We start from the raw sequence: 24,941 nt of genomic DNA, 5'->3' as shown, positions 1-24,941 counted from the left end.
AAGAACACATGAAACGTAATCTTATTGATGCTAGTCAGTTAGAGTTAGAAGATAAAGTAGTATCAATCAAGCGTGTTACCAAGGTTGTTAAAGGTGGTCGTAACTTCCGTTTCACAGCTTTAGTTGTTGTAGGTGACGGCAATGGACACGTTGGTGCAGGTTTAGGAAAAGCAGCAGAAATTCCGGAGGCGATCCGCAAAGGTAAAGAGGACGCTATGAAGAAGCTTGTTACTGTTGCAAGAGACGAGAACAATTCCATTACACATGACTTCATCGGAAAATTCGGAAGCGCTGAGATGCTTCTGAAGAGAGCTCCGGAAGGTACTGGAGTTATCGCCGGTGGCCCGGCACGTGCCGTAATCGAGCTTGCAGGTATCAAAAACATCCGTACAAAATGTATGGGTTCCAGAAATAAACAGAACGTAGTTCTGGCAACAATCGCAGGCCTGAGCCAGTTAAAGACTCCGGAAGAGGTTGCAAAGCTCCGCGGAAAATCTGTAGATGAGATTCTGGGTTAAGGAGGATATGGAAATGGCAGATACAATCAAGGTTACACTGGTAAAATCTCCAATCGGTGCAGTACCGAAACACAAAAAAACTGTAAAAGCTATGGGTCTTACAAAGATGCATAAAACAGTTGAGATGCCAGACAACGCTGCAACCAGAGGAATGATTCAGCAGGTGCAGCACCTGGTAAAAGTAGAAGATTAAGGAGGTGCCAGAATGGAATTATCAAACTTAAGACCCGCAGAGGGTTCCAAGCATAGCGATAACTTCAGAAGAGGCCGTGGACATGGTTCAGGAAACGGCAAAACTGCTGGTAAAGGACATAAAGGACAGCTTGCTCGTTCCGGACATAAGAAACCGGGATTCGAGGGAGGTCAGATGCCTTTATACAGACGTCTTCCTAAGAGAGGTTTCACTAACAGAAACTCTAAAGAAATTATCGCAATCAATGTAGACGTTCTCAATCGTTTTGAGGATGGCGCAGAGGTTACAGTTGACAGCTTACTTGCAAGCGGTGCAATCTCCAAGATCGGTGATGGTGTTAAGATCCTTGGAAACGGCGAGCTTACAAAAAAACTTAATGTTAAAGTAAACGCTGTCAGCGAGACTGCAAAAACAAAAATTGAAGCTGCTGGTGGTACAGTAGAGGTGATCTAATGTTTGAGACTCTTAAGAGTGTTTTCAAAGTAAAGGAAATGAGAAGAAAGCTTCTCTATCTGATCTGGATGATATTCGTGATCAGAATCGGATCCCAGCTTCCTGTACCGGGAGTCGACAGTGACTTCTTTAAGCAGTGGTTTGAATCTAATACCGGTGACGCATTCAATTTCTTTGATGCGTTCACCGGCGGTTCCTTTACTCAGATGTCAATTTTCGCATTGAACATCACACCTTACATTACTTCTTCCATTATCATTCAGCTTCTTACCATTGCCATTCCGGCACTTGAAGAGATGCAGCGTGACGGAGAAGAAGGAAGAAAAAAGCTTACAGCAATCACACGTTATGTAACGGTTGGTCTTGCTCTGTTTGAGTCTGTTGCCATGGCAATCGGATTTGGACGTCAGGGTATGATCCCGAACATGAGCTTCCTTAAAGGAATCGTAGTTGTTGCAAGTTTAACAGCGGGTTCCGCAATGCTTATGTGGCTGGGCGAGCGTATTACAGAGAAGGGCATTGGAAATGGTATTTCCATCGTCCTGACTATCAATATCGTGTCCAGGATCCCGAGTGATATGTCCCTTCTTTATGAGAACTTCGTCAAGGGCAAAACAATTGCAAAAGGAATGCTTGCAGCCTGCATCATTGCTGTGATTATTCTGTTTGTTGTAGTGCTCGTACTTATCCTCAACGGAGCAGAGAGAAGAATTCCGGTTCAGTATTCCAGAAAGATGGTTGGACGTAAAATGATGGGCGGTCAGTCCACAAACATCCCGCTCAAGGTAAATACTGCCGGCGTTATCCCGGTTATTTTTGCTTCCTCTATCATGTCTTTCCCGTCGATCATTGCTCAGTTCGCTGGCAAAGGAAACGGAACGGGCATTGGAAGTGAGATCTTAAGAGGACTTTCCTCCAATAACTGGTGTAATCCAAGTCAGATCCAGTACAGCTGGGGTCTGATCGTGTATGTGGTACTTTGCGTATTCTTCGCATACTTCTATACATCAATTACCTTTAATCCGTTGGAAGTAGCCGATAATATCAAAAAGCAGGGCGGTTTTATCCCAGGCATCCGTCCGGGAAAACCGACTTCAGATTATTTGACTAAAATCCTGAATTATATTATATTTATAGGTGCAGTAGGTCTTGTTATCGTGGCCGTTATACCGTTCTTCTTCAACGGTGTGTTCGGTGCGGATGTTTCCTTCGGCGGTACATCTATCATCATCATCGTAGGTGTTATCCTGGAGACCGTTAAGCAGGTGGAATCTCAGCTGCTTGTACGTAATTACAAAGGCTTCCTGAACTAATTGAAAATGAAGGTTGCGGTGCGAAAGTGTCGCAGCCTTGATTTGTAAACAGGACTGTCTGAAAATCAGGCAGAAAACAGGAAAATGGAGGGTATGCTATGAGAATTATTATGTTGGGTGCACCGGGGGCAGGTAAAGGTACTCAGGCTAAGAAAATTGCGGCGAAATATGGGATTCCGCACATCTCCACAGGAGATATTTTCCGTGCTAACATCAAAAACGGTACCGAGCTTGGAAACAAAGCAAAAACTTACATGGATCAGGGACTTCTTGTTCCGGATGAACTGACCTGCGACCTTGTTGTTGACAGAATCCAGCAGGATGACGCAAGGGAAGGGTATGTTCTGGATGGTTTCCCGAGAACAATTCCGCAGGCAGAATGTCTGACAGAGGCTCTGAACAAACTTGGAAGCAAAATTGACTATGCGATCGATGTGGATGTGCCGGATGATAACATCGTGAAACGTATGGGCGGACGCCGTGCATGTGTGAAATGCGGTGCAACTTATCACGTTGTATTTGCAGCACCGAAGACAGAGGGGGTCTGCGATACCTGTGGTGACAAGCTTGTACTCCGTGATGATGACAAGCCGGAAACAGTTCAGAAGCGTCTGAATGTTTATCATGAGCAGACACAGCCATTGATTGACTATTACACCACACAGGGTGTTTTGAAGACGGTAGACGGAACCAGGGATCTGAATGAGGTATTCCAGGAGATCGTTGACATCTTAGGAGAATAAGAATGTCCGTAACAATTAAGACACAGCATGAAATCGAACTTATGAGAGAAGCAGGCCATCTTCTTGAGAAGGTGCATGACGGTTTGATCCCTTACATCAAACCGGGTGTCAGCACCAAAGAGATTGATAAGATCGGAGAAGAAATGATCCGGTCTATGGGCTGTATTCCGAACTTTCTGAACTACGGAGGTTTTCCGGCTTCTTTCTGCATCAGCCTGAATGATGAGGTTGTGCATGGAATTCCATCCGAGGAGAAGATCATCCAGGACGGGGATCTGGTTAAGATCGACGCCGGCCTGATTTATAAGGGCTACCATTCTGACGCAGCACGTACCTATGCGGTAGGTGAAGTATCCAAAGAAGCACAGCAGCTCATTAAGGTTACAAGAGAGTGCTTTTTTGAAGGACTGAAAATGGCAAAAGCCGGAAATCATTTAAATGATATTTCCAAAGCCATCGGAGCCCACGCAGCGAAATACCGTTATGGTATTGTACGTGACCTTGTAGGACATGGAATCGGAACTCATCTTCATGAGGATCCGCAGATTCCAAACTTCCCGCAGAAGCGCAGGGGCATCAAGCTCCTTCCGGGAATGACCCTGGCCGTCGAGCCCATGATCAACCTTGGTCGTGCGGACGTGGCATGGCTGGACGATGAGTGGACAGTGGTAACCATGGATGGTTCACTTTCCGCCCATTATGAAAATACGATCCTCATCACCGATGGGGAACCAGAGATTCTGACGCTTACGAATCTGTAAGTAGCAATTGTTGTCATGACATAGGAGGTAAAAAATGTCAAAAGCAGATGTGATCGAAGTAGAAGGCACTGTTCTGGAGAAACTGCCTAATGCGATGTTTAAAGTGGAACTGGAAAACAAACATGTGGTACTTGCACATATCAGTGGCAAGCTCCGTATGAATTTTATCCGTATTCTCCCGGGAGATAAAGTAACGATCGAACTTTCTCCGTATGATCTTTCCAAAGGAAGAATCATCTGGAGAGATAAATAAGAAATATTGTAAAAGATGACCTGGTGGCGTCAAGCTGCCGGGTCTTTTTTTGCCTTTTCTGCAGAAAAGAATCTGAAGTGGAATTTATCACTCACATTTTTTTACGTTTCTCAGGCAGCGATACGGCTGCATCTTGGTCTGACTACGAAGTGGAGAAACCGGATACACTCTAAGAATGCAGAATAATTGAAAATCAGTGTAAAACTTAAACTTGTTGACAAACTGTGAAGTGAGTGTATTCGGGATATGCAGCAAATCGAAAATCCTGGCTTTACGAATATTATAAGATAAAACATAAAAATCCCTCGGAAATGATTAAAAAATCATTTTTCGGGGGATTTATTTATGCAGATAATTTTTTATTTTACTTATGTTATCACCTTATCATCCGATCCCGCCCAGCACAACACCAAGGATCAGCACCAGAAAGCACACCGGAATATAAAGATATTTACACACCGGGTAAAAATATTTCGTGAATGGTTTCTCGCGGCCTTTGTTGACCTGGCTTTCCACATAGCTCCGGCCGAAGATCCAGAAGAACATGATCCCTGCAAGTCCTGCGCCGAGAGGACAGATATAGATGGAAAGCACATCCATCCAGTCAGAAACAATGCCCTGGATAAGAAGCGAAACCACAACGCCGATCACTGAGATCACCATGCAGGAAGGAATCCGGCCAAGACCTGTTTTTTCCTGAACTGTGGCAATAGGAGCTTCATAAAGGTTCATAAGCGAGGTCATGCCTGCAAGGAACACAGCTACGAAAAAGATGATGGCAATGATCCGTCCGCCAGGCATGGTTTTGATCAGGTGCGGCAGGTAGATGAACAGAAGTCCGGGACCGCCCTGGTCAAGCTTGGCACCTGTGGTAGCCATGGCCGGAATGATAACAAGTGCTGCCAGCATAGCAGCCAGAGTATCAAAAAGTGCTACCCTTGCAGCAGATGCAGGGATATATTCGCTGTCCGGAAGATAAGATCCGTAGATTAGTGTACCGTTGCCTGCAACAGACAGGGAGAAAAATGCCTGTCCAAGTGCGAAGATCCAGGTGGAAGGCTTTGCCAGAACTTCCGGCTCCACGCGGAAGATATAGCGGTATCCGGCAGCAGCTCCCGGCTGAAAGGCAACATAGATGCCAAGGATCACAAACAGTATAAAGAAGATAGGCATCATCACTTTATTGGCCTTTTCGATGCCGCTTCCAACGCCGTACATCAGGATAAACATGCAGATCACAAGAGCAGCCAGCTGCCAGAGATTATTTCCCCAGGCAGAAGCCATGCCTCCGAATTTGGCGCCAAAGGACTCAATATCTGCCGGTGCCAGGGTGGAGCCTGTAAAGGCTCCGAGCATATATCGGAAGATCCATCCCATAACAACGGTATAACCGATAGCCATGGCCAGTGCACCGATCACCGGTATCCAGCCCAGTGTTTCACCCAGCCTTCGCCTGCCTCTGGTTTCACAGGCCATGCCGAAGGCGTCAATGGGCCCGGAACGTGTCCCGCGGCCAAAGCTCATCTCACCGATCACCCCGGTAAAGCCGATCAGTGCCACAAAAATAAAATACGGGATCAGGAACGATCCCCCGCCATACAGGGAAACTCTGGTGGGAAACATCCAGATATTTCCCATTCCAACCGCAGACCCGATGCAGGCCAGAATGAACCCCCAGCGGCTGTTAAAAGATTCTCGTTTTTTCATAAAAATAAAATTTCCTCTCTCCGTTGATCGTTTCAGTATAACATAATTTTGGAAAATAGGAAACTGCAGCATCTATACAGATCCAGGTATCTATACAGATCTAGGCGGATATTTGTGAGCCACATTTGTCACCTGCTCATAACCGTATAGCTGCGAAGCAGTTATGAGCCGGGCTCATCGGCGCAGGGCATTATCATAAAATCGAAAATGATCCGGTCTGTGCCGTGACTGGGTATATTCAAACATCACACCGTCACTGTTATAAGTCTGGCTGGACACCACAGCCACGCAGTTATAATCCTTTACATTCAGATGAAGATATTTTTCATCAATTTCTGTAACCTTTTCCACAGTCATGATACGTTTGCTGTTGACAATGGTCATATGAAGCACCTGTTCCAGATATTCATAGATAGAATGACTGGCAATCTCGGCAGTAAGGCCGGGAACGGATTCCTTCAGAAAATAATTATGGTTGATGATCAGCGGGATATCTTCAAGATAATGGATACGCTGAATATAATATACTTCTGCACCAGCGGGAAATCCTGTGTAAGCTGACTGATTTTTGCTGATACAAAGCTCTGTAAAAAGAGCCACCTCCGTATGGGCATTCTGACCGTTCCTTGCAGCAGATTCCTTGAAGGTTTCGATCTCTCCGATGGTGAAAGCAGTCTTCTCGTTTGGACGGTAGATATTGCGGACACCTTTTCCCTGCATGGTCTGTACATAGCCGTCACTGACAAGAAGACTGACCGCACGTCGCAGGGTATTGCGGGAGCAGCCGTAAGTCTGGATCAGAGTGTTTTCGGAAGGCAGAAGCTCCTGATAGGCAAAGGTGTTGTCCTCTATTTTCATTTTCAGATCTTTATAGATATCTTCGTAAATACTTTTGGGCATTTCAATTCTCCATTCATGTTCGGTCAAAAATATATAGCAGGATTTATGATTTCTGAAATAATTATAAAAGATTTTCCCGGTAAGCGCAATGTAAATACCGTGGAATGTTTAAACAAGTTACAGAGTATATTGATATGTTATGAGGATAGTATGAGAAATATAGATGAAATCAATTTGTGGCCATTCAAAATCATGATACTGGATTTCGAACGCATATAAGCTGTAAGCGCCAGAGGGGCTTACGCGTAAACAAAAAAGGAAATGTGACAGTGTAAAAACAGATCACATTTCCTCTTATTTTATCAAAGCTAAAATAAAGTCAGGCCTCTTTTTTCTTATAGGAAAGATTCCTGAAGCTGCTGCCGTCAGAAGCTGTGCTTCGGGTAACTGCCGGTGTATCGGCTACGGTATTCCGGTCTGCACTGATCAGCCATACAGCATAGAAGGCAGGAACCAGACAGAGCCATACGCCTGAGAGACCGCAGGTCATATACAGGATCAGAGACAAAGCTGCACCTGTATGAAAAGAAAGCAGCGTCATTCCGTAGAATTTTGCTTTATCGCACTGTGCGCTGTCCTTTTTCATAAGGAACTGAGTGACAGCTGTGGTGAACTGGCGAAGGTTGTTGGTGGAAAAGATCGTGGAGCTGTTATATCCGCCGGGAGCCTTGAAGGTACACCACTGGAAAGGCATTGCAAAGAACACGGGGTAAAGAGCCACAACCGGAGACATTCCGGAAGGAAAGAATCCCAGGAGCAGGATCGAAAAGATATCGATCACGATACTGATAAAACGAAGATCTGCGGAAAAATGCTCTGGGATCCAGACCGTAAGGATAACAGCAGCCATATATATGAGAAGCGCACCCACACGCAGAAGCATATCCGAAAAATTCCTGCCTATGAGATCCCGCACAACACCAAGAAGATTGGCTGTCTGGGCATTGCCGAAAAGATCAGCTCTTGACACAATGGCATAAAGCCCCAGGTATCCACCGATAAAAGATAAGGTGTAATGTATCAGAAAACGATATTTCATTTCCGTATGCATATGTAAAGATTCCTTTCATTAAAATAGGCAGATTCCATATGTCTGCCGGACTTTGCCACCCATTATAATACAGCCTGTAAAAAAAATCAAAAATTTTTTTAATTTTTTCTTGCATTTCAGGAAAACAGGTGTTAGTATATATTTCAAGCGCGCAAATACTGTGTATGAGTGCGCCTGTGAAACTGCAGATATGAGACTAATTTACGGAAGGAGGATTTCCAGTGAAAGTAAGATCATCTGTAAAGCCGATCTGCGAGAAGTGCAAGGTCATTAAGAGAAAGGGATCCATCAGAATCATCTGTGAGAACCCGAAGCACAAACAGCGTCAGGGTTGATTTCCATATCGGGACTTCTTTGGAATGTTTGTGAAACGTGCGGCTGCAGTATGAAACACCCGGCAGGGTTGTTCTACTGAACAGATAATAAGCATGTATTGCCTAATACCGAGAGGCAACAGCGGTTAAGATCCGCAATTTCGGAAAGGCTGTGATTCGCCAATTACAGCTGGGTGTTTTACCGAGGCACCCCAATTAGGAAACTAGAAAAGAAAGAGGCAGGTCGATATGTCCCATTTCACCTTGCGAGAGCAAGTGACATACGATATGCGGAACTTTCAGAAACAGAAAATGGAGGAAACAGTACATGGCTCGTATAGCTGGTGTAGACTTACCAAGAGAGAAACGTATTGAAATCGGTCTTACCTACATTTATGGAATTGGTAGACCAAGCGCAGACAAAATTCTTGCTAAAGCAGAGGTTAATCCTGACACACGTGTCAGAGATCTGACTGATGACGAGGTTAAGAGACTGAGTGCTGTTATTGATGAGACAATGACAGTAGAAGGTGATCTGAGAAGGGAAATCGCCCTTAACATCAAGAGACTGCAGGAGATTGGATGCTACAGAGGTATCCGTCATCGTAAAGGACTCCCGGTTCGTGGTCAGAAGACTAAGACAAATGCGAGAACTCGCAAGGGACCGAAGAGAACTGTTGCAAACAAGAAGAAATAATTTATAGATATAACTAATTAATTTCAATAAAAGGAAAGTGTAGGTTAGTTTTAAAATGGCAAAAGTTACAAAGAAAACGACAAAACGTCGTGTCAAGAAAAACGTTGAACACGGACAGGCACACATTCAGTCTTCCTTCAACAATACAATCGTCACACTGACAGATAACGAGGGAAACGCTCTTTCATGGGCAAGTGCCGGTGGTCTTGGATTTAAAGGTTCAAGGAAATCTACCCCTTATGCAGCACAGATGGCAGCAGAGACTGCAACAAAGGCTGCTTTAATTCATGGATTAAAAACAGTAGACGTTATGGTAAAAGGCCCGGGCTCAGGCCGTGAAGCTGCAATCCGTGCGCTTCAGGCATGCGGACTTGAAGTAACCAGCATTCGTGACGTAACTCCGGTTCCTCACAACGGATGCCGTCCACCAAAACGCAGAAGAGTCTAATTAGGAGGTAGTTGAAATGGCAGTAAATAGAGTACCTGTTCTGAAAAGATGCAGATCCCTTGGCCTGGATCCGATTTACTTAGGAATTGATAAGAAGTCCACAAGACAGTTAAAACGTGCAAACCGCAAGGTGTCTGAGTATGGTCTTCAGTTAAAAGAGAAACAGAAAGCAAAATTTATCTACGGAGTTCTTGAGAAACCTTTCCGTAACTACTACAAGAAAGCCGACAGAATGCAGGGCCAGACAGGTGAGAACCTTATGGTTATGCTTGAGAGCAGACTTGACAACATCGTTTTCCGTATGGGATTTGCCAGAACAAGAAGAGAGGCTCGTCAGATCGTAGATCACAAGCACGTACTTGTTAACGGAAAATGTGTAAACATTCCGTCCTACCTGTGCAAAGCAGGAGACACAATTGAGATCAGAGAGAAGAGCAAAGGCTCTGAGAGATATAAAGGAATTCTTGAGATCACTGGCGGAAGACTTGTTCCGGAGTGGATCGACGTTGATCAGGAGAACCTGAAGGGTGTAGTTAAAGAGCTTCCTACAAGAGAGCAGATCGATGTTCCTGTAAACGAGATGCTTATCGTCGAGCTGTATTCTAAATAATTAGTAACTGTTTACTGTGTCTACAGTTATAAAAATTGGTAATACCCTCGAATGTTGATTAACCCAGAAGGAGGGAACCTTATAGTGTTTGATTTCAATAAACCAAAAATCGAAATAACCGAAATATCCGAAGATAAGAAGTTTGGAAGATTCGTTGTAGAGCCTCTGGAAAGAGGTTATGGTACTACCCTTGGCAATTCTTTAAGAAGAATTATGCTGTCCTCCCTTCCGGGAGCTGCAGTAAGCCAGGTGAAGATCGATGGTGTACTTCATGAATTCAGCTCCATTCCGGGCGTGAAGGAAGATGTGACCGAAATCATCATGAATCTGAAATCTCTTGCCATTAAGAATCACAGCAGTGACAATGAGCCGAAGACCGCATACATTGAGTGTGAGGGCAAAGGTGTTGTTACAGCAGCTGATATCCAGGCAGATCAGGATATTGAGATCATGAACCCGGATCAGGTGATCGCAACCCTGAACGGTGGAAAAGACTGCAGACTGGCCATGGAGCTTACCATTACCAAGGGACGTGGCTATATCAGTGCAGACAAAGGCAAAACCGATGACATGCCGATCGGTATGATCGCAGTGGATGCGATCTACACACCGGTAGACAGAGTCAACATGATCGTAGAGAATACACGAGTTGGTCAGGTAACTGACTTCGACAAGCTTACACTGGATGTATATACCAATGGAACACTTGATCCGGATGAGGCAGTCAGCCTTGCAGCAAAGGTTCTCAGCGAGCATTTAAACCTGTTCATTGATCTTTCCGAGAATGCTAAGACCGCAGAGGTTATGATCGAGAAAGAAGACAATGAGAAGGAAAAGGTTCTGGAGATGAGCATTGATGAGCTTGAGCTCTCTGTTCGTTCCTACAACTGCCTTAAGAGAGCCGGTATCAATACGGTTGAAGAATTATGCAACAAGACTTCTGACGATATGATGAAGGTTCGTAATCTGGGCCGCAAATCCTTAGAGGAAGTACTTGCAAAACTCAAAGAGCTGGGACTTCAGCTCCAGCCTACAGAGGAATAATCCGGAAACAGAGTAATGAGTGGGGTGTCAGCAGCAGGACAGTAAGACCGAACAAGCATGTCCTGGTGTCCCACAGATGGAGGATAATAAAATGGCAAAATATAGAAAATTAAGCAGAACATCTAACCAGAGAAAAGCACTTCTCAGAAATCAGGTTACAAACCTTCTTCATCACGGAAAGATCGTGACAACAGAAGCTAAGGCTAAAGAGATCCGTAAGATCGCTGAGGGACTTATCGCTATGGCTGTACGTGAGAAAGACAATTTCGAGACAGTTACAGTAACAGCTAAGGTTGCTCGTAAAGATGCTGACGGAAAACGTGTAAAAGAAGTCGTAGACGGCAAAAAGAAAACAGTTTACGATGAAGTTCAGAAAGAGATCAAGAAAGATGCTCCTTCCAGACTTCATGCACGTCGTGAGATGATGAAAGTTTTCTATCCTGTAACAGAGGTTCCTGCTAAGGGCGCTGGCAGAAAGAAAAATACAAAAGAAGTTGACATGGTTGACAAGATGTTCAGCGAGATTGCTCCGAAATACGCAGATCGTAACGGTGGTTACACAAGAATCGTTAAGATCGGACAGCGTAAAGGCGATGCAGCAATGGAAGTTCTTATCGAGCTTGTATAATTTACTTCTGACCGATTTAAAGGACATTTGCAGAAATGCAGATGTCCTTTTTTAATATTCCAAAAACTCGAAAAAATGCATAAATGGTGGGTTTTCGACCATAAATTACATTAAGATATCATAATTTGAATAACAAATCATGGTATAATATATAGAACAAAAAGTAACAATGATGGAGTAAAAGGGGATACATAAATATGACGATGATGACCATTGCCATTTGTGATGATATGCAGACGGATGCGAGAAAACTTCACAAACAGCTTGAGCGGATCGTTCCAGGGTCAGAAATTCGGATATTTAAAAGCGGCGAGCTTTTATTGGAAGAATTGGAAAAGAAAAGGAAACCTGAGGTAAGCTGAAAGACTTCGAAAAACAGCTTGACGACGGTACATTTTTGCGGTGTCATCAGAGCTTTATAGTAAATATGGAACGGGTCACAGGAGCTGAAAATGACAGCTTCCATATCGGAGAGCATGTAATACCGATCTCCCGATCCTATAATCGGAATGCACACGAGAAATATGATGAATATCTGAGGCTTCAGCAGGAATATGACGAGGAAGAAGAGGATTAACTTGATTATTATCCTTTTTTAGCGTACAATCGGTAATGTATGAAATACGACTACACGTATGCGAAAGGATGATAAACATGGTCGGTGGGACTTTTGGTATTACCGGACAGAAACAATATAGGAATGATTTGGGACAGGTTCCCGGATATGATAAATTTGCAGAAGATAAAAAGGAAAGCAGCGAGGAAATGTTTTCCTTTACGTCTTGTGCATTTTTTTGTTGCCTGAGATGATGCGACGTTTTATACTGACATTGGAAATACTGTTTGTATCACTTTTTCTTCTGGGAGGAAGTTTTCCGGAAACAGAAACTGCCCGGAATACATCAGGAGGATTTAGCTGGAAGGACTACAGGACCATTGCACATGCTCTGGGAGGTATGGACGGAAAGGATTACCTGAATTCCAGAGAGGGATTTCTGTTCATGTATGAACAGGGAGTTCGTCTTTTTGAATTGGATCTTTCCAGGACATCCGATGGAGTATGGGTCTGCAGGCATAACTGGAACGATCCCATGGGACAGTGGGATGGCAACGGAAAAAAAGTCCTTACAGAAAAGGAATTCAGACAAAGTAAAATATATGGGAAATACACCCCCATGACACTGGAGGATTTTTTCCTTCTTCTGAAAGATTATCCGGATGCATATGTGCTGATCGATTCCAAACAGTATTCTCTTCGCAATTATCAGAGAACACTGGAGGATTACAGTGATTATGTGGAAATTGCCAGGAATGCAGGTGCCGGTGAGACGCTGGATCGGATCATTCCGGAAATCTACAATGAAGCAATGTTTCCCGGAACGGCCATGCTCTATTCTTTTCCTTCCTATGTATATTCACTGTGGCAGGAGTATTCTGTGGAAGAGCTGGAGTATATTGCATCCTTCTGTAAAGAAAAGGAAATTCCGGCAGCAACAGTATACTGGGAGTATTGGTCAGAAGAAACGGAGAAGATCTTTGAAAAAAACGGGATCAGTCTGTATGTTTATACGGTTAATGACCGTGACCAGGCCAGAAGATACATTTCGCAGGGAGCAGAAGGAATCTGTACCGATTTCCTGACAGCGGAAGATCTGTGGTAAGAGAAATAAAAACAAAGGAATCAGAAGATTATGAAAATAAGAACAACCATTGCTGTGATGGCAGCAAAGATCACAGGACATGTCTGTAAGCTTATGGGCCGGCAGGGTGTGACCTGGGCCGGTAAGGTCGCGATGAAGATCTGTCCGGATATCCTGGAAGAGCTTTCTTCTCAGGTAAGAGAAAAAATATTTGTAGTATGCGGAACAAACGGAAAGACCACAACCAATAACATGCTGTGCGCAGGCCTTGAGGCAGAGGGAAAAAAGGTCATCTGCAATCATACCGGTTCAAACATGCTCAACGGAGTTGTGGCAGCCTTTGTATTGGGGGCAAAATTCAGCGGAAAACTGGATGCGGATTATGCCTGTATCGAGGTGGATGAGGCATCCACAAGACATGTGTTCACAAGGATCAGACCGGATTATATGGTTATGACCAATCTGTTCCGTGATCAGCTGGACCGTTATGGCGAGATCGATATCACTATGAACATCCTGGAAGAAATGATGAAAAAGGTTCCGGATATGAAGGTCATTGTCAATGGTGATGATGCACTGTCTGCATATCTTGCCATGGACTGCGGAAATCCTTTTGTAACCTACGGGATCAGCAAACCGGTGATCGAGAACAAAACAAACGAGATCCGTGAGGGCCGGTTCTGTAAGTGCTGTGGAGAAAGGCTGATCTACAGCTTCTATCATTACAGTCAGCTGGGAGACTACAGATGTCCGAAATGCGGCTTTAAACGTCCGGAGATCGACTTTGATGCCACAGATGTGAAGGTGGATGATCAGATTGCCTTTACAGTGGAGGATAAACGGATCGTGGCCAATTATAAGGGATTCTATAATGTGTATAATATTCTGGCTGCCTATGCGGGAATTCGTACCGCAGGCTTTAAGGCGGAGCATTTTAATGAGATGCTCCGGAAGTTTAATCCGGAAAACGGACGCAATGAACAGTTTCGGATCAAGGGCACCAGTGTTGTTCTGAATCTTGCCAAGAATCCGGCCGGTTTTAACCAGAACATTTCAGCTGTGATGCAGGACGGATCACCAAAGGATATCATCATTGTGATCAATGATAATGCACAGGATGGAAAAGATATCTCCTGGCTCTGGGATGTGGATTTTGATCTTTTCGGAGGGGACAATATCAATTCCATCACAGTCAGTGGTATCCGGTGTCAGGATATGCGCCTCCGTCTGAAATATGTGGATATCCCGTCCATGCTGGAAAATGATGTGGAGACAGCCATCCGCAAACGAATCGGGGATGGATGCGGCAATCTTTATGTACTTGTAAATTATACGGCGCTGTTTGGCACCAGAAATATCCTGAAGAAACTGGAGGGTGAGAAATGAAGATAACGATAGGGCATTTATATCCGGATCTTCTGAACCTTTACGGTGACAGAGGAAATATCCAGTGTCTGATGAAGCGCTGTCTCTGGAGAGGAATCGAGGCAGAAACCATAGCTTATGAACTGGATGACAGAATCGATTTTTCCAAACTGGATATCGTACTTCTTGGCGGTGGCTCCGACAGAGAACAGATGCTGGTATGTGAAAAGCTGAAGGAAATCCAGAAGGATTTCAAGGCGTATGTGGAAGACAATGGAGTTGTGATCGCAATCTGTGGAGGGTATCAGCTCCTTGGAAATTATTATAAGACGGATCAGGGAATGATCGAGGGTCTGAAGCTTGTAGATATGAGCACTGAGCAGGGAAAAGGCCGCCTTATTGGAAACATTGTGATGCAGAGCGATCTTTTTGATATGCCCATCGTAGGTTTTGAAAATCATGGAGGGCGTACCACCATCGGAAACAACAGATCCCTGGGAAAGGTTCTGTCAGGATACGGAAATGACGGACAATCCGGTGAGGAAGGGGTTGTATACAAAAATGTGATCGGTACGTATCTTCACGGACCGCTTCTTCCCAAGAACCCGCAGCTTGCAGATCTTCTGATCAGCCGTGCACTGGAAAAGAAATACGGTAAAAAGATCGAACTTGAGAAACTGGACGACAGCGAGGAACAGGAGGCAAACTCCTATATTTTCCATCGCTTTGTAAAAAACGAAGGATAAGAGGGCAGTATGGCAAAATCAAACAATCAGAAGGCGAAGATCCTGTACCTTGAAAAAATGCTGCGGGAAACAGGGGAGCATCGGGTAATATCTATGCAGAAGATCCTTGAGAATCTTGAGAAACAGGGAATCCGTGCAGAGCGAAAGAGCATTTATGATGATGTGGAGGTATTACGTTCTTTTGGAATGGATATCCGTTATACAAGAGAACGGCCGGGTGGGTATTATCTTGCCGGTGAGAGTGCCGGAGAGGAACAGCCGTCTGAAGAACCCGGGCTGACTGCGGAAGCTAAGGAGATTCATGAAACTAAAGATATTCATGAGACCTCTGTGGCAGGTTACCGGAAGCTTCTTGAGGCTTCAGCCGGAACCATAAAAAAAGAAATAAAACTTCTCTGTACTGGAGCTGTACAGGCGGAGGTGCGTGACTTTTTCGGCACAGATGCAGAATATAAGATGAAAGATAGCGGAGATCTGACGGTAACTGCAGAGCTTCCGGAAAATGGAAAATTCTACGGCTGGCTGACCGGGATGGGCGGCAGTGTACGTATCCTGAAACCCAAGAAATCTGCAGCCGCCTACAGAGACTATCTGAAATCACTGGCAAAGGACTATAAAGGCTTATAGGAGAGATTTGATCATGAAGAAAAAAACAGCAATCCTGCTTGTGGGAGCTTTTGTCTTTACAGCAGCCTTTTCCGGCTGTGGAAAAAACAAAGAGGCGACAGAGGCAGCCAATGAAAGTGTGGAGTCTGAAGACCCGGAAGGAAAAGCCAAAAACAGCAATGATGCAGAGGAAGAAGAAAAAGAAGAAGCAAAAGAAACTGCGGCAGCAGATAAGAAAGTAGGTGTGTTTCTGCCTTCATCAGCAGATGATCCCCGTTGGTCTGCTGATGGAGAAACTCTTCAGAATACACTGGAAGATGATGGATATGATGCAGAGATATTTTGGGCAGATGAAGACAGTGATACGCAGGTATCACAGATCCAGTCCATTCTGGACGATGAAGAGCTTTCTGCACTTGTCATCGCACCTTCAGATGCTTACAGCCTGAACGATGTGCTGGAGCAGGTGTATGAGAAATCTATCCCTGTGATTTCTTACGATCAGCTGATCATGGATACAGATAAGGTCAACTATTATGTTACCTTTAATACAAGAAAAGCCGGAAAAATGGTGGGAGATTCCATCATAAAAAAAATGGATCTGGAGAAAGCCCGGGAAGAAAAGAAAACTCTGACCATTGAGTTCCTTATGGGCTCTCCGGATGATCGTGACGCACTGTTCTTTTATAATGGCGTGATGGAGAAGCTTCAGGAATATTTCGACGACGGAACACTGGTATGTACTTCAGGAAAGCTGACCTTTGATGATACTGCAGTGATGCGTTCCGGAAGAAATACCGCAAAGAATGATATGGCGGAGATCCTTTCTCAGAGTTATACAGAGGGTGCGCCGGATATTATCTGCACAGGTGCCGACGACCTTGCACTTGGGGCTGTGGATGCCCTGGAGGATGCAGGACATGTGTCTGGAGAGGATGGTTGGCCTATGATCACAGGAGGCGGCTGTGAGGCAGAAGCAGTGACCGCTGCGATCCAGGGAAAGATTGAGGATGATCTGCTGTTTGATAACCGTGTACTGGCACATGACTGTGTGACGATGGTGGATGCTCTTCTGAAAGGGGAGAAGCCGGAGATCTCCGATTATGAGCAGTATGACAACGGGACCAAGATCGTGGGAACTGTGACCAGTGATATCCAGCTGATCGATGCAGATAATTATCAGATGCTTGTGGATGACGGATATTATGAAGAAAAAGAGATCATGCCGGAGGCAACTGCCACACCAACGCCGACAGTGACATCGGAAGCTACGGTGACGGAAGAACCGGATATAGATGAAAATACACCGGAAGCTGCATCGGCTTCATCGGAAAAGGAAGAAACGGAAATTTCCGGAACACCGACACCGGAGGAAACAGTAACTCCGACACCTTCAGAGAAAGCGGAAAAGGGTGCAGATGCATAGATCAGAAATGATATCATGATCTGGCTGTGATAAAAATAAAAATACTCCCGGAAACAATGTATATAAGTTTCCAGGAGTATTTTTTATGATAAATCTTATTCACGGAAAGTAAGTTTGCCATCAGCAATGGAATCAATGATAGCAAGGGATTCCAGATGGATACCCATGTCACGGATGGTCTGTCCGCCGGACTGGAAGCCTTTTTCGATAACGATTCCGGCTCCTTCAAGAGTTGCGCCGGATTTCTTAACGATGTCGATCAGACCGAGAAGTGCACAGCCATTGGCAAGAAAATCATCGATCAGGAGTACGTGATCTTCCGGTCCGAGAAATTTCTTGGAAAGGATCACATCGTAAACTTTCTTGTGGGTGAAAGACTCTACCTTGGTGGTGTACATCTCGCCGTCAAGGTTCACACTCTGTGCTTTCTTGGCAAATACAACCGGTACATGGAAATACTGTGCCGCAATACAGGCAATACCGATACCGGAAGCCTCGATGGTAAGGATCTTGGTGATTGGACAGTGGTCAAAACGTTTCTTGAATTCTTTGCCGACCTCGTTGATCAGGTCAATATCCATCTGATGATTCAGGAAGCTGTCCACTTTTAAAATATTTCCTTCTTTTACTACGCCGTCTGTCAGAATTCTGTCTTTTAAAAGCTGCATGAAATTTATCTCCTTTGATTTATCACATTAATATATGTTTACTGCCCACGGACAGAGCAGTAATATTTTTAATATGTATCATACGACAATATTTGCGTGAGTGCAATTATTTTTGACAAAAAAACATAAAATTATTATAATGGATAGGATGACTAAGAAAGGAACAGGCACAGATGAAAGAGTACGAAGTAATCTGGGAAATTTTTAACAAATGTCCGAGAAATCAGATGCGTGATGTATTTGTGGAAGAAGTGGAGATTGCAGATCCGGAAGCGTATGTGAAACAGAAATTTCAGGGGAAGGATGTCTCCTACGAGAAGACAGTAATGGAAGACGGAACCATCATTTTTGACATTCAGACATCTATGATCCGGCAGCGCTGTTCTTTCACGGAGATCTGAAGGAGGAAATACACATGAAAGAAACACATGTGCACGTTCTCGAGGATGGAACCGTTCTTGAACATACCCACGGGGAACAGGAACATGTGCATACTCACGATGGCACACATCCTCATCATCACAGCCACGCACAGACCAAGGCCGTACTCAACAGACTTTCCAGGGCCATCGGGCATATGGAATCCATTAAGCGTATGGTGGAGGAAGGACGTGACTGCAGCGAAGTGCTGATCCAGCTGTCAGCCGTAAAATCTGCGATCAATAATACAGGCAAGATCATCCTGCAGGATCATATAGAACACTGCATCGTGGATGCAGTGGAGCATGGAGACAGGGATGCTATCAAGGAACTGGAAAAAGCGATCGACAGATTTATGAAGTAAGGTAAGGAGTTCATGAGAGATCGTGAATGAGAAAAATACACGGACAGAGAGCCAGTTCTGTCTGTGTAAATACAAAGAATGAGAGGAATCTATTATGGCAAAAGAGTGTAGCAATACATCCTGCAACAAATCAAGCTGTGAAGGCTGCGGACAGAAACAGCCCCAGAGCCTCATGGCAGAACCAAATGTTTTTTCTGACGTAAAACATGTGATCGGAGTTGTCAGCGGAAAGGGAGGCGTGGGTAAATCCTTCGTAACAGGCTCCCTGGCAAACCTGATGGCTTCCAAGGGATATAAAGTGGGCATTATGGATGCTGATATCACCGGTCCGTCCATCCCGAAGATGTATGGCATCAAGGGCAATGCACAGGGCAGTGACAATGGGATCTATCCGATGCCAACTGCAAACGGAATCGAGGTTATGTCTGTAAACCTTCTTCTCCCGGATGAGGAGACACCGGTGATCTGGAGAGGTCCGGTCCTTGCAAATATGGTAAAACAGTTCTGGAGTGATGTGATCTGGGGTGAATTGGATTATCTCTTTGTAGATATGCCGCCAGGAACCGGAGATGTTCCGCTGACAGTATTCCAGTCCCTGCCGATCGAGGGTGTCGTGATCGTTACTTCTCCGCAGGATCTGGTCCGCATGATCGTCAAGAAGGCCTATAACATGGCTGATATGATGAAGGTTCCGGTCCTTGGAATCGTGGAGAACTATAGCTATGTGAAATGTCCGGACTGCGGAAAAGAGATTAAGGTCTTTGGCGAGAGCCATATCGATGAGATCGCTGCAGAACTGAAGGTTCCGGTCCTGGGCAAGATGCCGATTGACGTGAAGCTTGCAGAGCTTGCAGACAGCGGTCTGTTCAGTAAGATCGAGAATGAGTATATCACTGCGGCAGCAGACGTGATGCCGAAGGCTGAAGTGTAAGTAATAAGAATAATATCTGACCGATATCAATAACAGAAAAGACCACCGGAATTGAGTATATAAGGATCGTAATAACCTTATGGCAGATTCCGGTGGCTTTTTTACTGAATCAGGGAAGTATCCTGCTTCGATCGCGAAAAGCAGTAAGCGGCAGGAACTTGATCGTATCAGATCTGGGAAAAATATTTAAGAAAGCATTGGGCAGCCTGGGAAAGCTGCAGTGCTTCATGATGAGCGATCACGGCACTTCTTGCGGGCAGAGGTGTTTTCAGATGGACAGGTTCCAGACCCGGACGGTTGCGGAGCATATAATCCGGGATACAGGCAATACCAAGTCCGATCTCTGCAAGATCGATCAGCAGATCGTTGCTGTTCAGTTCAACCTCAGGCAGTAGCTTCAGTCCCTGGGCTGCAAACACCTGATGAAGATATTCGCTGGTGGTACTCTTTGGAGCGAGCATCAGGATGGGATAATCCAGAAGATTTTCCATGGAAAGAGGCGATTTGCCCATGGTGAAATAGTCCGGATTTGCCACGAAGATATCCCGGAATTCCAGCACAGTCTGAAGCTTGGTGTGGGCTGAAAGCCGGGAATTCGGGTAGTTGGTGACGATCAGCTCAGCCTGGCCGTTTTCCAGAAGCTCCGCACATCCGATGGAGGTACTGTTGATGATCTTGATCCGTACCTCCGGATGATCCTTGTGGAAACGGCGGAGATAGGGGATGAGAAAATAGCGGCACAGAGTATCGCTGGCACCAATCCGCAGCTGACCGGTAAGATTTCCTTCTCCGGAAAGGACAGCCTCTCCTTCGTTTAGCATGGAAAGGGCCGGCTTTACATGCTGGAGAAGAAGCTCTCCCTCCGGAGTCAGGATGACCCGTTTGGTGCTGCGCACAAACAGAGTATGGCCCAGCTTTTTTTCAAGGTTTTTGACGGCCTGGCTTACTGCAGACTGTGAGATAAAAAGCTGTCTGGAAGCCTCCGAAAAGCTCAGCGTCGTGGCCACGTAATAAAACACTTTGTAAAGTTCAAGATTGATATCCATATGTGAAAAATCCTCCGCTTATAAATGATATAAGATATATTAATTTTACTAATGATATTTCCTATGATACTATATTTTCAGCAGAAAAGAAAGACTGAAATGCTTTCTGCACGTTTACCATCCTTATTATCGGATATAGAGAAAGGAGCCTTCTATGAGCAACGTAAGACGTGTGTATGTAGAAAAGAAACCTGCCTTTGCAGTAAAAGCAAAGGAACTGAAACATGAGATCAAACATTATCTTGGTATCAGCACTGTGACAGCAGTCCGTGAGCTGATCCGTTATGACGTGGAGAATATCTCCGATGAAGTATTTGAGAAAGCCTGCAAGACCGTATTTGCAGAGCCGCCGGTAGATGATCTGTATCTTGAAAAATTTGATGTGGCAGAGGGCGCACGTGTATTTTCCGTAGAATTCCTTCCCGGACAGTTTGACCAGAGAGCCGATTCTGCAGTGCAGTGTGTACAGTTCCTGGATGAGAATGCAGCACCGATCATCCGTTCAGCAACTACTTATGTAATCGAAGGAACCGTTACAGATGCAGAGTTTGAGGCGATCAAACATCACTGCATCAACCCTGTGGATTCCCGTGAGACAGGTCTTGAGAAGCCGGAAACACTGGTAACAGTATTCCCGGATCCTGAGGATGTGAAGATTTTTGACGGATTCAAGGATATGGCTGAGGCTGATCTGAAGGAGCTGTACGCTTCTCTGAACCTCGCCATGACATTTAAGGACTTCCAGCATATCCAGAATTATTTCAGAAATGAAGAGAAACGCGATCCTTCCATGACAGAGATCCGTGTTCTGGATACCTATTGGTCTGATCATTGCCGTCATACTACTTTCTCCACAGAGCTTACCAGCGTGAAGTTTGACGAAGGTGATTATAAGACTCCTATTGAAAAAACATACAAAGAATATCTGGATGCCCATAAGGATATGTACAAGGGCCGTGATGATAAGTTTGTCTGCCTGATGGATCTTGCACTTATGGCAATGAAGAAACTGAAAGCAGAAGGCAAGCTTGCAGACCAGGAAGAATCTGATGAGATCAATGCCTGCAGTATCGTGGTACCGGTGGATGTGGACGGGAAAGAAGAAGAGTGGCTGATCAACTTCAAGAACGAGACACACAACCATCCGACGGAGATCGAGCCTTTTGGTGGTGCGGCAACCTGCCTTGGTGGAGCCATTCGTGATCCGCTTTCCGGACGTACCTATGTATACCAGGCAATGCGTGTAACCGGTGCGGCTGATCCGACCGTATCCGTAAAAGAAACTCTGAAAGGCAAACTTCCGCAGAAGAAACTTGTCCGCAGCGCAGCTCACGGTTACAGCTCCTACGGAAACCAGATCGGTCTTGCAACCGGTTCTGTAAAAGAAATCTATCATCCGGACTACGTTGCAAAACGTATGGAGATCGGTGCGGTTATGGGTGCTGCCCCGAGACGTGCGGTTATCCGTGAGAATTCCGATCCTGGAGATATCATCATCCTTCTTGGAGGACGTACCGGCCGTGACGGTATCGGCGGTGCTACCGGTTCTTCCAAGGTCCACACAGAGGCTTCCATCGAGGTCTGCGGCGCAGAGGTGCAGAAAGGTAACGCACCGACAGAGCGTAAGATCCAGAGAATGTTCCGCAGAGAGGAAGTCAGCCATATCATCAAGAAATGTAACGACTTTGGCGCAGGCGGTGTTTCCGTTGCCATCGGCGAGCTGGCACCGGGACTTCAGATCGACCTCGACAAGGTTCCGAAAAAATACGCAGGTCTTGACGGCACTGAGATCGCCATCTCTGAGTCTCAGGAGCGTATGGCTGTTGTAGTTGACCCGAAAGATGTGGATACTTTCCTGAAATTTGCAAATGAAGAGAATCTCGAGGCAATTCCGGTTGCAGTTGTAACGGAGGAGCCACGCCTTGTCCTTAACTGGAGAGGAAAAGAGATCGTAAATATCTCCCGTGCATTCCTGGATACCAACGGTGCACATCAGGAGACCTCCGTTGAGGTTGAGATCCCGTCAAAGGACGGAAATCTTTTCGAGGAACGTCCGGATGTAACAGATGTAAAGAAAAAATGGATGGATACTCTTGCTGACCTGAATGTATGCTCACAGAAGGGTCTTGTGGAGATGTTTGACGGCTCCATCGGCGCAGGCAGTGTATTTATGCCTCACGGTGGCAAATATCAGCTGACAGAGACACAGTCCATGGTTGCAAAGGTTCCGGTACAGAACGGAAAAACAGAGACTGTTACCATGATGAGCTACGGCTTTGATCCATACCTTTCCTCATGGAGTCCGTATCATGGAGCTGCCTACGCAGTAACCGAGTCTGTTGCCAAGATCGTTGCAACCGGTGGTGACTATAAGAAGATCCGTTTCACCTTCCAGGAATACTTCCGTCGTATGACAGAAGATCCTAAGAGATGGAGCCAGCCGTTCTCCGCACTGCTTGGCGCTTATGCGGCACAGATCGGATTCGGCCTTCCTTCCATCGGCGGTAAGGACAGTATGTCCGGAACCTTCAATGACATTGATGTTCCTCCGACACTGGTGTCCTTCGCAGTGGATGTTGCAAAGGTAAAAGATGTGATCACACCGGAGCTCAAAAAAGCAGGAAGCAAGCTGGTATGGCTCCGTGCACCGAAGGATTCCTATGATCTTCCGGATTATCCGGCTCTTATGGAGCAGTATGATAAATTACACCAGGATATCCAGGCAGGCCGTGTGATCTCCGCATATGCACTTGACCGTCATGGAATCGCTGCTGCAGTCAGCAAGATGGCCTTTGGTAACGGCATGGGTGTAAAGATCGAGCATAACCTTGATCCAAGAGATTTCTTTGCTCCGGCATTCGGCGATATCATCTGTGAGGTTCCGGATGGAAAAGTCGGTGAGCTTGCCATTACCTATACTGTGATCGGTGAGGTTACGGATAATGCGAAGTTCACCTACGGTGATACAGAGATCACTCTGAAAGAGGCGCTTTCCACATGGGAAGGAACTCTGGAGAATGTATTTAAAACAGCAGCAGGAACCGAGGACGTCAAGGCAGATGACGGTTCCCTTTACAAAGCAGACAGCATCTATGTATGCAAACATAAGGTTGCAAAACCGCGTGTATTTATTCCGGTATTCCCTGGAACAAACTGCGAGTATGACAGCACCCGTGCATTTGAGAGAGCAGGCGCTGAGGTAGACGTAAAGGTATTCAAGAACCTTACAGCAGAAGATATCCATGATTCTGTAGAGCTCTTTGAGAAAGCCATCGATCAGGCACAGATGATCATGTTCCCGGGCGGCTTCTCAGCCGGAGATGAGCCGGATGGATCCGCGAAATTCTTTGCTACCGCGTTCCAGAACGAGAAGATCAAGGAGGCAGTTATGAAGCTCCTCAATGAGCGTGACGGTCTTGCTCTTGGTATCTGCAACGGATTCCAGGCACTGATCAAACTGGGACTGGTACCGTACGGTGAGATCTGCGGACAGAAAGAGGATTCTCCGACACTGACCTACAACACCATCGGACGCCACGTATCCAAGATGGTTTACACCAAGGTTGTCAGCAACAAGTCTCCATGGCTTCAGAAAGCACAGCTTGGCGGCGTATACTGTAATCCGGCTTCTCATGGTGAGGGACGTTTTGTCGCAAACGATGAGTGGCTGAAGAAACTCAAGGAAAACGGACAGATCGCAACAGAGTATGTACCGGTAGATGAGACTGGATATGAGGGTGAGTTTAACGTAAACGGCTCTTATATGAACATCGAGGGAATCACAAGCCCGGATGGACGTGTTCTCGGAAAGATGGCACACAGTGAGCGTCGTGACGCAGGCGTTGCTGTCAATATCTACGGAGAGCAGGATATCAAGATTTTTGAATCTGGTGTTGAGTACTTCAGATAATACCAGGGGGAAAAGGTCAAAAAGTCGTTCGTGCTTGCACGATAAGACTTTTGAACTTGGACCCCGCCAAACATGAGGAAGTAGCAATTTACGTAGTAAATTAGCGGATTCCGAATGTTTGAGGATTGCGTGAGCTGCGTGCAGCGGAGCAATCCGGGAGTATCAAGTTATGGGCAATACTTTGCC

The 24,941-nt window shown here is 45.5% G+C and carries 29 protein-coding genes; 24 read left to right on the top strand and 5 right to left on the bottom strand.

Features of this window, described 5'->3' with window-relative positions; genetic code table 11:
• The first annotated feature begins 8 nt into the window (after positions 1–8).
• The 7 genes from rpsE to infA all read left to right on the top strand — a co-directional run bounded on the left by rpsE (position 9) and on the right by infA (position 4,234).
• Entirely contained in the window at positions 9–518 is a 510-nt protein-coding gene (rpsE, locus tag EAI83_RS02335; protein WP_015526931.1) for a 30S ribosomal protein S5, read from the top strand.
• 13 nt (positions 519–531) lie between these two features.
• On the top strand, positions 532–711 hold the full coding sequence (rpmD, locus tag EAI83_RS02330) for a 50S ribosomal protein L30 (protein WP_015526932.1): 180 nt from the start codon (positions 532–534) through the stop codon (positions 709–711).
• 12 nt (positions 712–723) lie between these two features.
• On the top strand, positions 724–1,164 hold the full coding sequence (gene rplO, locus EAI83_RS02325) for a 50S ribosomal protein L15 (RefSeq protein ID WP_015526933.1): 441 nt from the start codon (positions 724–726) through the stop codon (positions 1,162–1,164).
• A complete protein-coding gene (gene secY, locus EAI83_RS02320) occupies positions 1,164–2,477 on the top strand; it encodes a preprotein translocase subunit SecY (RefSeq protein WP_015526934.1) in 1,314 nt (437 codons plus the stop codon). The genes rplO and secY overlap by 1 nt, the downstream gene beginning before the upstream one ends.
• Positions 2,478–2,575: 98 nt before the next feature.
• Positions 2,576–3,220 carry an adenylate kinase gene (locus EAI83_RS02315; protein ID WP_015526935.1) on the top strand — a complete coding sequence of 215 codons (645 nt, stop codon included), beginning with the start codon at positions 2,576–2,578 and terminating at the stop codon, positions 3,218–3,220.
• A gap of 2 nt (positions 3,221–3,222) precedes the next feature.
• Positions 3,223–3,981 carry a type I methionyl aminopeptidase gene (gene map / locus EAI83_RS02310; protein WP_015526936.1) on the top strand — a complete coding sequence of 253 codons (759 nt, stop codon included), beginning with the start codon at positions 3,223–3,225 and terminating at the stop codon, positions 3,979–3,981.
• A gap of 34 nt (positions 3,982–4,015) precedes the next feature.
• On the top strand, positions 4,016–4,234 hold the full coding sequence (gene infA / locus EAI83_RS02305; RefSeq protein ID WP_005428560.1) for a translation initiation factor IF-1: 219 nt from the start codon (positions 4,016–4,018) through the stop codon (positions 4,232–4,234).
• Between the two features lie 384 nt (positions 4,235–4,618).
• Here the strand turns inward: infA and EAI83_RS02300 are convergent, their stop codons facing one another.
• From EAI83_RS02300 to EAI83_RS02290, 3 genes are all read right to left on the bottom strand, one after another.
• On the bottom strand, positions 4,619–5,941 hold the full coding sequence (locus EAI83_RS02300; RefSeq protein ID WP_129974552.1) for a sodium-dependent transporter: 1,323 nt from the start codon (positions 5,939–5,941) through the stop codon (positions 4,619–4,621).
• A gap of 174 nt (positions 5,942–6,115) precedes the next feature.
• Positions 6,116–6,841: a UTRA domain-containing protein gene (locus EAI83_RS02295; RefSeq protein WP_059085343.1), complete on the bottom strand. Its 726-nt coding sequence runs from the start codon at positions 6,839–6,841 to the stop codon at positions 6,116–6,118.
• A gap of 319 nt (positions 6,842–7,160) precedes the next feature.
• A complete protein-coding gene (locus EAI83_RS02290) occupies positions 7,161–7,892 on the bottom strand; it encodes a YoaK family protein (RefSeq protein ID WP_129974551.1) in 732 nt (243 codons plus the stop codon).
• Between the two features lie 221 nt (positions 7,893–8,113).
• Between EAI83_RS02290 and rpmJ the strand changes: the two genes are divergently transcribed.
• The 13 genes from rpmJ (at position 8,114) to EAI83_RS02230 (ending at position 17,416) form a co-directional block, all read left to right on the top strand.
• Positions 8,114–8,227 carry a 50S ribosomal protein L36 gene (gene rpmJ, locus EAI83_RS02285; RefSeq protein ID WP_003022746.1) on the top strand — a complete coding sequence of 38 codons (114 nt, stop codon included), beginning with the start codon at positions 8,114–8,116 and terminating at the stop codon, positions 8,225–8,227.
• Between the two features lie 307 nt (positions 8,228–8,534).
• A complete protein-coding gene (rpsM, locus tag EAI83_RS02280; protein ID WP_008707282.1) occupies positions 8,535–8,903 on the top strand; it encodes a 30S ribosomal protein S13 in 369 nt (122 codons plus the stop codon).
• A gap of 55 nt (positions 8,904–8,958) precedes the next feature.
• The gene (gene rpsK, locus EAI83_RS02275) at positions 8,959–9,351 is read left to right on the top strand and encodes a 30S ribosomal protein S11 (RefSeq protein ID WP_015526942.1); all 393 of its coding nucleotides are present in this window, start codon (positions 8,959–8,961) and stop codon (positions 9,349–9,351) included.
• A 16-nt stretch (positions 9,352–9,367) separates the two neighbouring features.
• On the top strand, positions 9,368–9,961 hold the full coding sequence (rpsD, locus tag EAI83_RS02270; RefSeq protein WP_015526943.1) for a 30S ribosomal protein S4: 594 nt from the start codon (positions 9,368–9,370) through the stop codon (positions 9,959–9,961).
• Between the two features lie 84 nt (positions 9,962–10,045).
• Complete coding sequence (locus tag EAI83_RS02265; RefSeq protein ID WP_059085345.1) at positions 10,046–11,005, top strand: DNA-directed RNA polymerase subunit alpha; 960 nt, start codon at positions 10,046–10,048, stop codon at positions 11,003–11,005.
• Positions 11,006–11,096: 91 nt separating this feature from the next.
• Positions 11,097–11,633, top strand: a complete 537-nt coding sequence (locus EAI83_RS02260; protein ID WP_021976084.1) for a bL17 family ribosomal protein — start codon at positions 11,097–11,099, stop codon at positions 11,631–11,633.
• Between the two features lie 197 nt (positions 11,634–11,830).
• Positions 11,831–11,995, top strand: coding sequence for a hypothetical protein (locus EAI83_RS17145; RefSeq protein ID WP_161206335.1), 165 nt, complete (start codon positions 11,831–11,833; stop codon positions 11,993–11,995).
• A 35-nt stretch (positions 11,996–12,030) separates the two neighbouring features.
• The gene (locus tag EAI83_RS02255; RefSeq protein WP_235812329.1) at positions 12,031–12,210 is read left to right on the top strand and encodes a LytTR family transcriptional regulator DNA-binding domain-containing protein; all 180 of its coding nucleotides are present in this window, start codon (positions 12,031–12,033) and stop codon (positions 12,208–12,210) included.
• A gap of 229 nt (positions 12,211–12,439) precedes the next feature.
• Positions 12,440–13,294 (top strand): phosphatidylinositol-specific phospholipase C/glycerophosphodiester phosphodiesterase family protein, encoded by an 855-nt coding sequence (locus tag EAI83_RS02250; protein ID WP_022426417.1) that lies wholly within the window; start codon positions 12,440–12,442, stop codon positions 13,292–13,294.
• Between the two features lie 30 nt (positions 13,295–13,324).
• On the top strand, positions 13,325–14,659 hold the full coding sequence (locus tag EAI83_RS02245; RefSeq protein WP_015526950.1) for a MurT ligase domain-containing protein: 1,335 nt from the start codon (positions 13,325–13,327) through the stop codon (positions 14,657–14,659).
• Positions 14,656–15,384, top strand: a complete 729-nt coding sequence (locus tag EAI83_RS02240; protein ID WP_015526951.1) for a type 1 glutamine amidotransferase — start codon at positions 14,656–14,658, stop codon at positions 15,382–15,384. The genes EAI83_RS02245 and EAI83_RS02240 overlap by 4 nt, the downstream gene beginning before the upstream one ends.
• 9 nt (positions 15,385–15,393) lie before the next feature.
• Positions 15,394–16,011: a WYL domain-containing protein gene (locus tag EAI83_RS02235; RefSeq protein ID WP_129974550.1), complete on the top strand. Its 618-nt coding sequence runs from the start codon at positions 15,394–15,396 to the stop codon at positions 16,009–16,011.
• Between the two features lie 13 nt (positions 16,012–16,024).
• Positions 16,025–17,416 (top strand): substrate-binding domain-containing protein, encoded by a 1,392-nt coding sequence (locus EAI83_RS02230; protein WP_129974549.1) that lies wholly within the window; start codon positions 16,025–16,027, stop codon positions 17,414–17,416.
• Between the two features lie 95 nt (positions 17,417–17,511).
• Here EAI83_RS02230 and EAI83_RS02225 read toward each other — a convergent pair whose 3' ends face one another.
• Positions 17,512–18,084: a xanthine phosphoribosyltransferase gene (locus EAI83_RS02225; RefSeq protein ID WP_015526955.1), complete on the bottom strand. Its 573-nt coding sequence runs from the start codon at positions 18,082–18,084 to the stop codon at positions 17,512–17,514.
• Between the two features lie 173 nt (positions 18,085–18,257).
• Here EAI83_RS02225 and EAI83_RS02220 point away from each other — a divergent pair, with 173 nt between their 5' ends.
• From EAI83_RS02220 to EAI83_RS02210, 3 genes are all read left to right on the top strand, one after another.
• Entirely contained in the window at positions 18,258–18,485 is a 228-nt protein-coding gene (locus EAI83_RS02220; protein ID WP_022426230.1) for a hypothetical protein, read from the top strand.
• 14 nt (positions 18,486–18,499) lie between these two features.
• Positions 18,500–18,868 (top strand): metal-sensing transcriptional repressor, encoded by a 369-nt coding sequence (locus EAI83_RS02215; protein WP_015526957.1) that lies wholly within the window; start codon positions 18,500–18,502, stop codon positions 18,866–18,868.
• Positions 18,869–18,962: 94 nt separating this feature from the next.
• A complete protein-coding gene (locus tag EAI83_RS02210) occupies positions 18,963–19,799 on the top strand; it encodes an Mrp/NBP35 family ATP-binding protein (RefSeq protein ID WP_129974548.1) in 837 nt (278 codons plus the stop codon).
• A gap of 167 nt (positions 19,800–19,966) precedes the next feature.
• On the opposite strand, the gene EAI83_RS02205 is transcribed toward EAI83_RS02210, so the two are convergent.
• Complete coding sequence (locus EAI83_RS02205) at positions 19,967–20,845, bottom strand: LysR family transcriptional regulator (RefSeq protein WP_021650784.1); 879 nt, start codon at positions 20,843–20,845, stop codon at positions 19,967–19,969.
• A 154-nt stretch (positions 20,846–20,999) separates the two neighbouring features.
• On the opposite strand from EAI83_RS02205, the gene EAI83_RS02200 reads away from it, so the two are divergent.
• On the top strand, positions 21,000–24,755 hold the full coding sequence (locus tag EAI83_RS02200) for a phosphoribosylformylglycinamidine synthase (RefSeq protein WP_129974547.1): 3,756 nt from the start codon (positions 21,000–21,002) through the stop codon (positions 24,753–24,755).
• Positions 24,756–24,941 lie beyond the last annotated feature (186 nt).

Origin of the sequence: Blautia sp. aa_0143 (assembly GCF_004167315.1) — a bacterium.
GTDB classification, from domain to species: domain Bacteria; phylum Bacillota; class Clostridia; order Lachnospirales; family Lachnospiraceae; genus Blautia_A; species Blautia_A fusiformis.
Note: the sequence above shows the minus strand (reverse complement) of the source record. Positions and strands in the feature narration are given on the sequence as shown.

Excerpts from the sequence above, each read along its gene's own strand:
- rpsE (WP_015526931.1), top strand. The coding sequence starts at position 9 with ATGAAACGTAATCTTATTGATGCTAGTCAGTTAGAGTTAGAAGATAAA.
- rpmD (WP_015526932.1), top strand. The coding sequence starts at position 532 with ATGGCAGATACAATCAAGGTTACACTGGTAAAATCTCCAATCGGTGCA.
- rplO (WP_015526933.1), top strand. The coding sequence starts at position 724 with ATGGAATTATCAAACTTAAGACCCGCAGAGGGTTCCAAGCATAGCGAT.
- secY (WP_015526934.1), top strand. The coding sequence starts at position 1,164 with ATGTTTGAGACTCTTAAGAGTGTTTTCAAAGTAAAGGAAATGAGAAGA.
- EAI83_RS02315 (WP_015526935.1), top strand. The coding sequence starts at position 2,576 with ATGAGAATTATTATGTTGGGTGCACCGGGGGCAGGTAAAGGTACTCAG.
- map (WP_015526936.1), top strand. The coding sequence starts at position 3,223 with ATGTCCGTAACAATTAAGACACAGCATGAAATCGAACTTATGAGAGAA.
- infA (WP_005428560.1), top strand. The coding sequence starts at position 4,016 with ATGTCAAAAGCAGATGTGATCGAAGTAGAAGGCACTGTTCTGGAGAAA.
- EAI83_RS02300 (WP_129974552.1), bottom strand. The coding sequence starts at position 5,941 with ATGAAAAAACGAGAATCTTTTAACAGCCGCTGGGGGTTCATTCTGGCC.
- EAI83_RS02295 (WP_059085343.1), bottom strand. The coding sequence starts at position 6,841 with ATGCCCAAAAGTATTTACGAAGATATCTATAAAGATCTGAAAATGAAA.
- EAI83_RS02290 (WP_129974551.1), bottom strand. The coding sequence starts at position 7,892 with ATGCATACGGAAATGAAATATCGTTTTCTGATACATTACACCTTATCT.
- rpsM (WP_008707282.1), top strand. The coding sequence starts at position 8,535 with ATGGCTCGTATAGCTGGTGTAGACTTACCAAGAGAGAAACGTATTGAA.
- rpsK (WP_015526942.1), top strand. The coding sequence starts at position 8,959 with ATGGCAAAAGTTACAAAGAAAACGACAAAACGTCGTGTCAAGAAAAAC.
- rpsD (WP_015526943.1), top strand. The coding sequence starts at position 9,368 with ATGGCAGTAAATAGAGTACCTGTTCTGAAAAGATGCAGATCCCTTGGC.
- EAI83_RS02260 (WP_021976084.1), top strand. The coding sequence starts at position 11,097 with ATGGCAAAATATAGAAAATTAAGCAGAACATCTAACCAGAGAAAAGCA.
- EAI83_RS17145 (WP_161206335.1), top strand. The coding sequence starts at position 11,831 with ATGACGATGATGACCATTGCCATTTGTGATGATATGCAGACGGATGCG.
- EAI83_RS02250 (WP_022426417.1), top strand. The coding sequence starts at position 12,440 with ATGATGCGACGTTTTATACTGACATTGGAAATACTGTTTGTATCACTT.
- EAI83_RS02245 (WP_015526950.1), top strand. The coding sequence starts at position 13,325 with ATGAAAATAAGAACAACCATTGCTGTGATGGCAGCAAAGATCACAGGA.
- EAI83_RS02240 (WP_015526951.1), top strand. The coding sequence starts at position 14,656 with ATGAAGATAACGATAGGGCATTTATATCCGGATCTTCTGAACCTTTAC.
- EAI83_RS02235 (WP_129974550.1), top strand. The coding sequence starts at position 15,394 with ATGGCAAAATCAAACAATCAGAAGGCGAAGATCCTGTACCTTGAAAAA.
- EAI83_RS02230 (WP_129974549.1), top strand. The coding sequence starts at position 16,025 with ATGAAGAAAAAAACAGCAATCCTGCTTGTGGGAGCTTTTGTCTTTACA.
- EAI83_RS02225 (WP_015526955.1), bottom strand. The coding sequence starts at position 18,084 with ATGCAGCTTTTAAAAGACAGAATTCTGACAGACGGCGTAGTAAAAGAA.
- EAI83_RS02220 (WP_022426230.1), top strand. The coding sequence starts at position 18,258 with ATGAAAGAGTACGAAGTAATCTGGGAAATTTTTAACAAATGTCCGAGA.
- EAI83_RS02215 (WP_015526957.1), top strand. The coding sequence starts at position 18,500 with ATGAAAGAAACACATGTGCACGTTCTCGAGGATGGAACCGTTCTTGAA.
- EAI83_RS02210 (WP_129974548.1), top strand. The coding sequence starts at position 18,963 with ATGGCAAAAGAGTGTAGCAATACATCCTGCAACAAATCAAGCTGTGAA.
- EAI83_RS02205 (WP_021650784.1), bottom strand. The coding sequence starts at position 20,845 with ATGGATATCAATCTTGAACTTTACAAAGTGTTTTATTACGTGGCCACG.
- EAI83_RS02200 (WP_129974547.1), top strand. The coding sequence starts at position 21,000 with ATGAGCAACGTAAGACGTGTGTATGTAGAAAAGAAACCTGCCTTTGCA.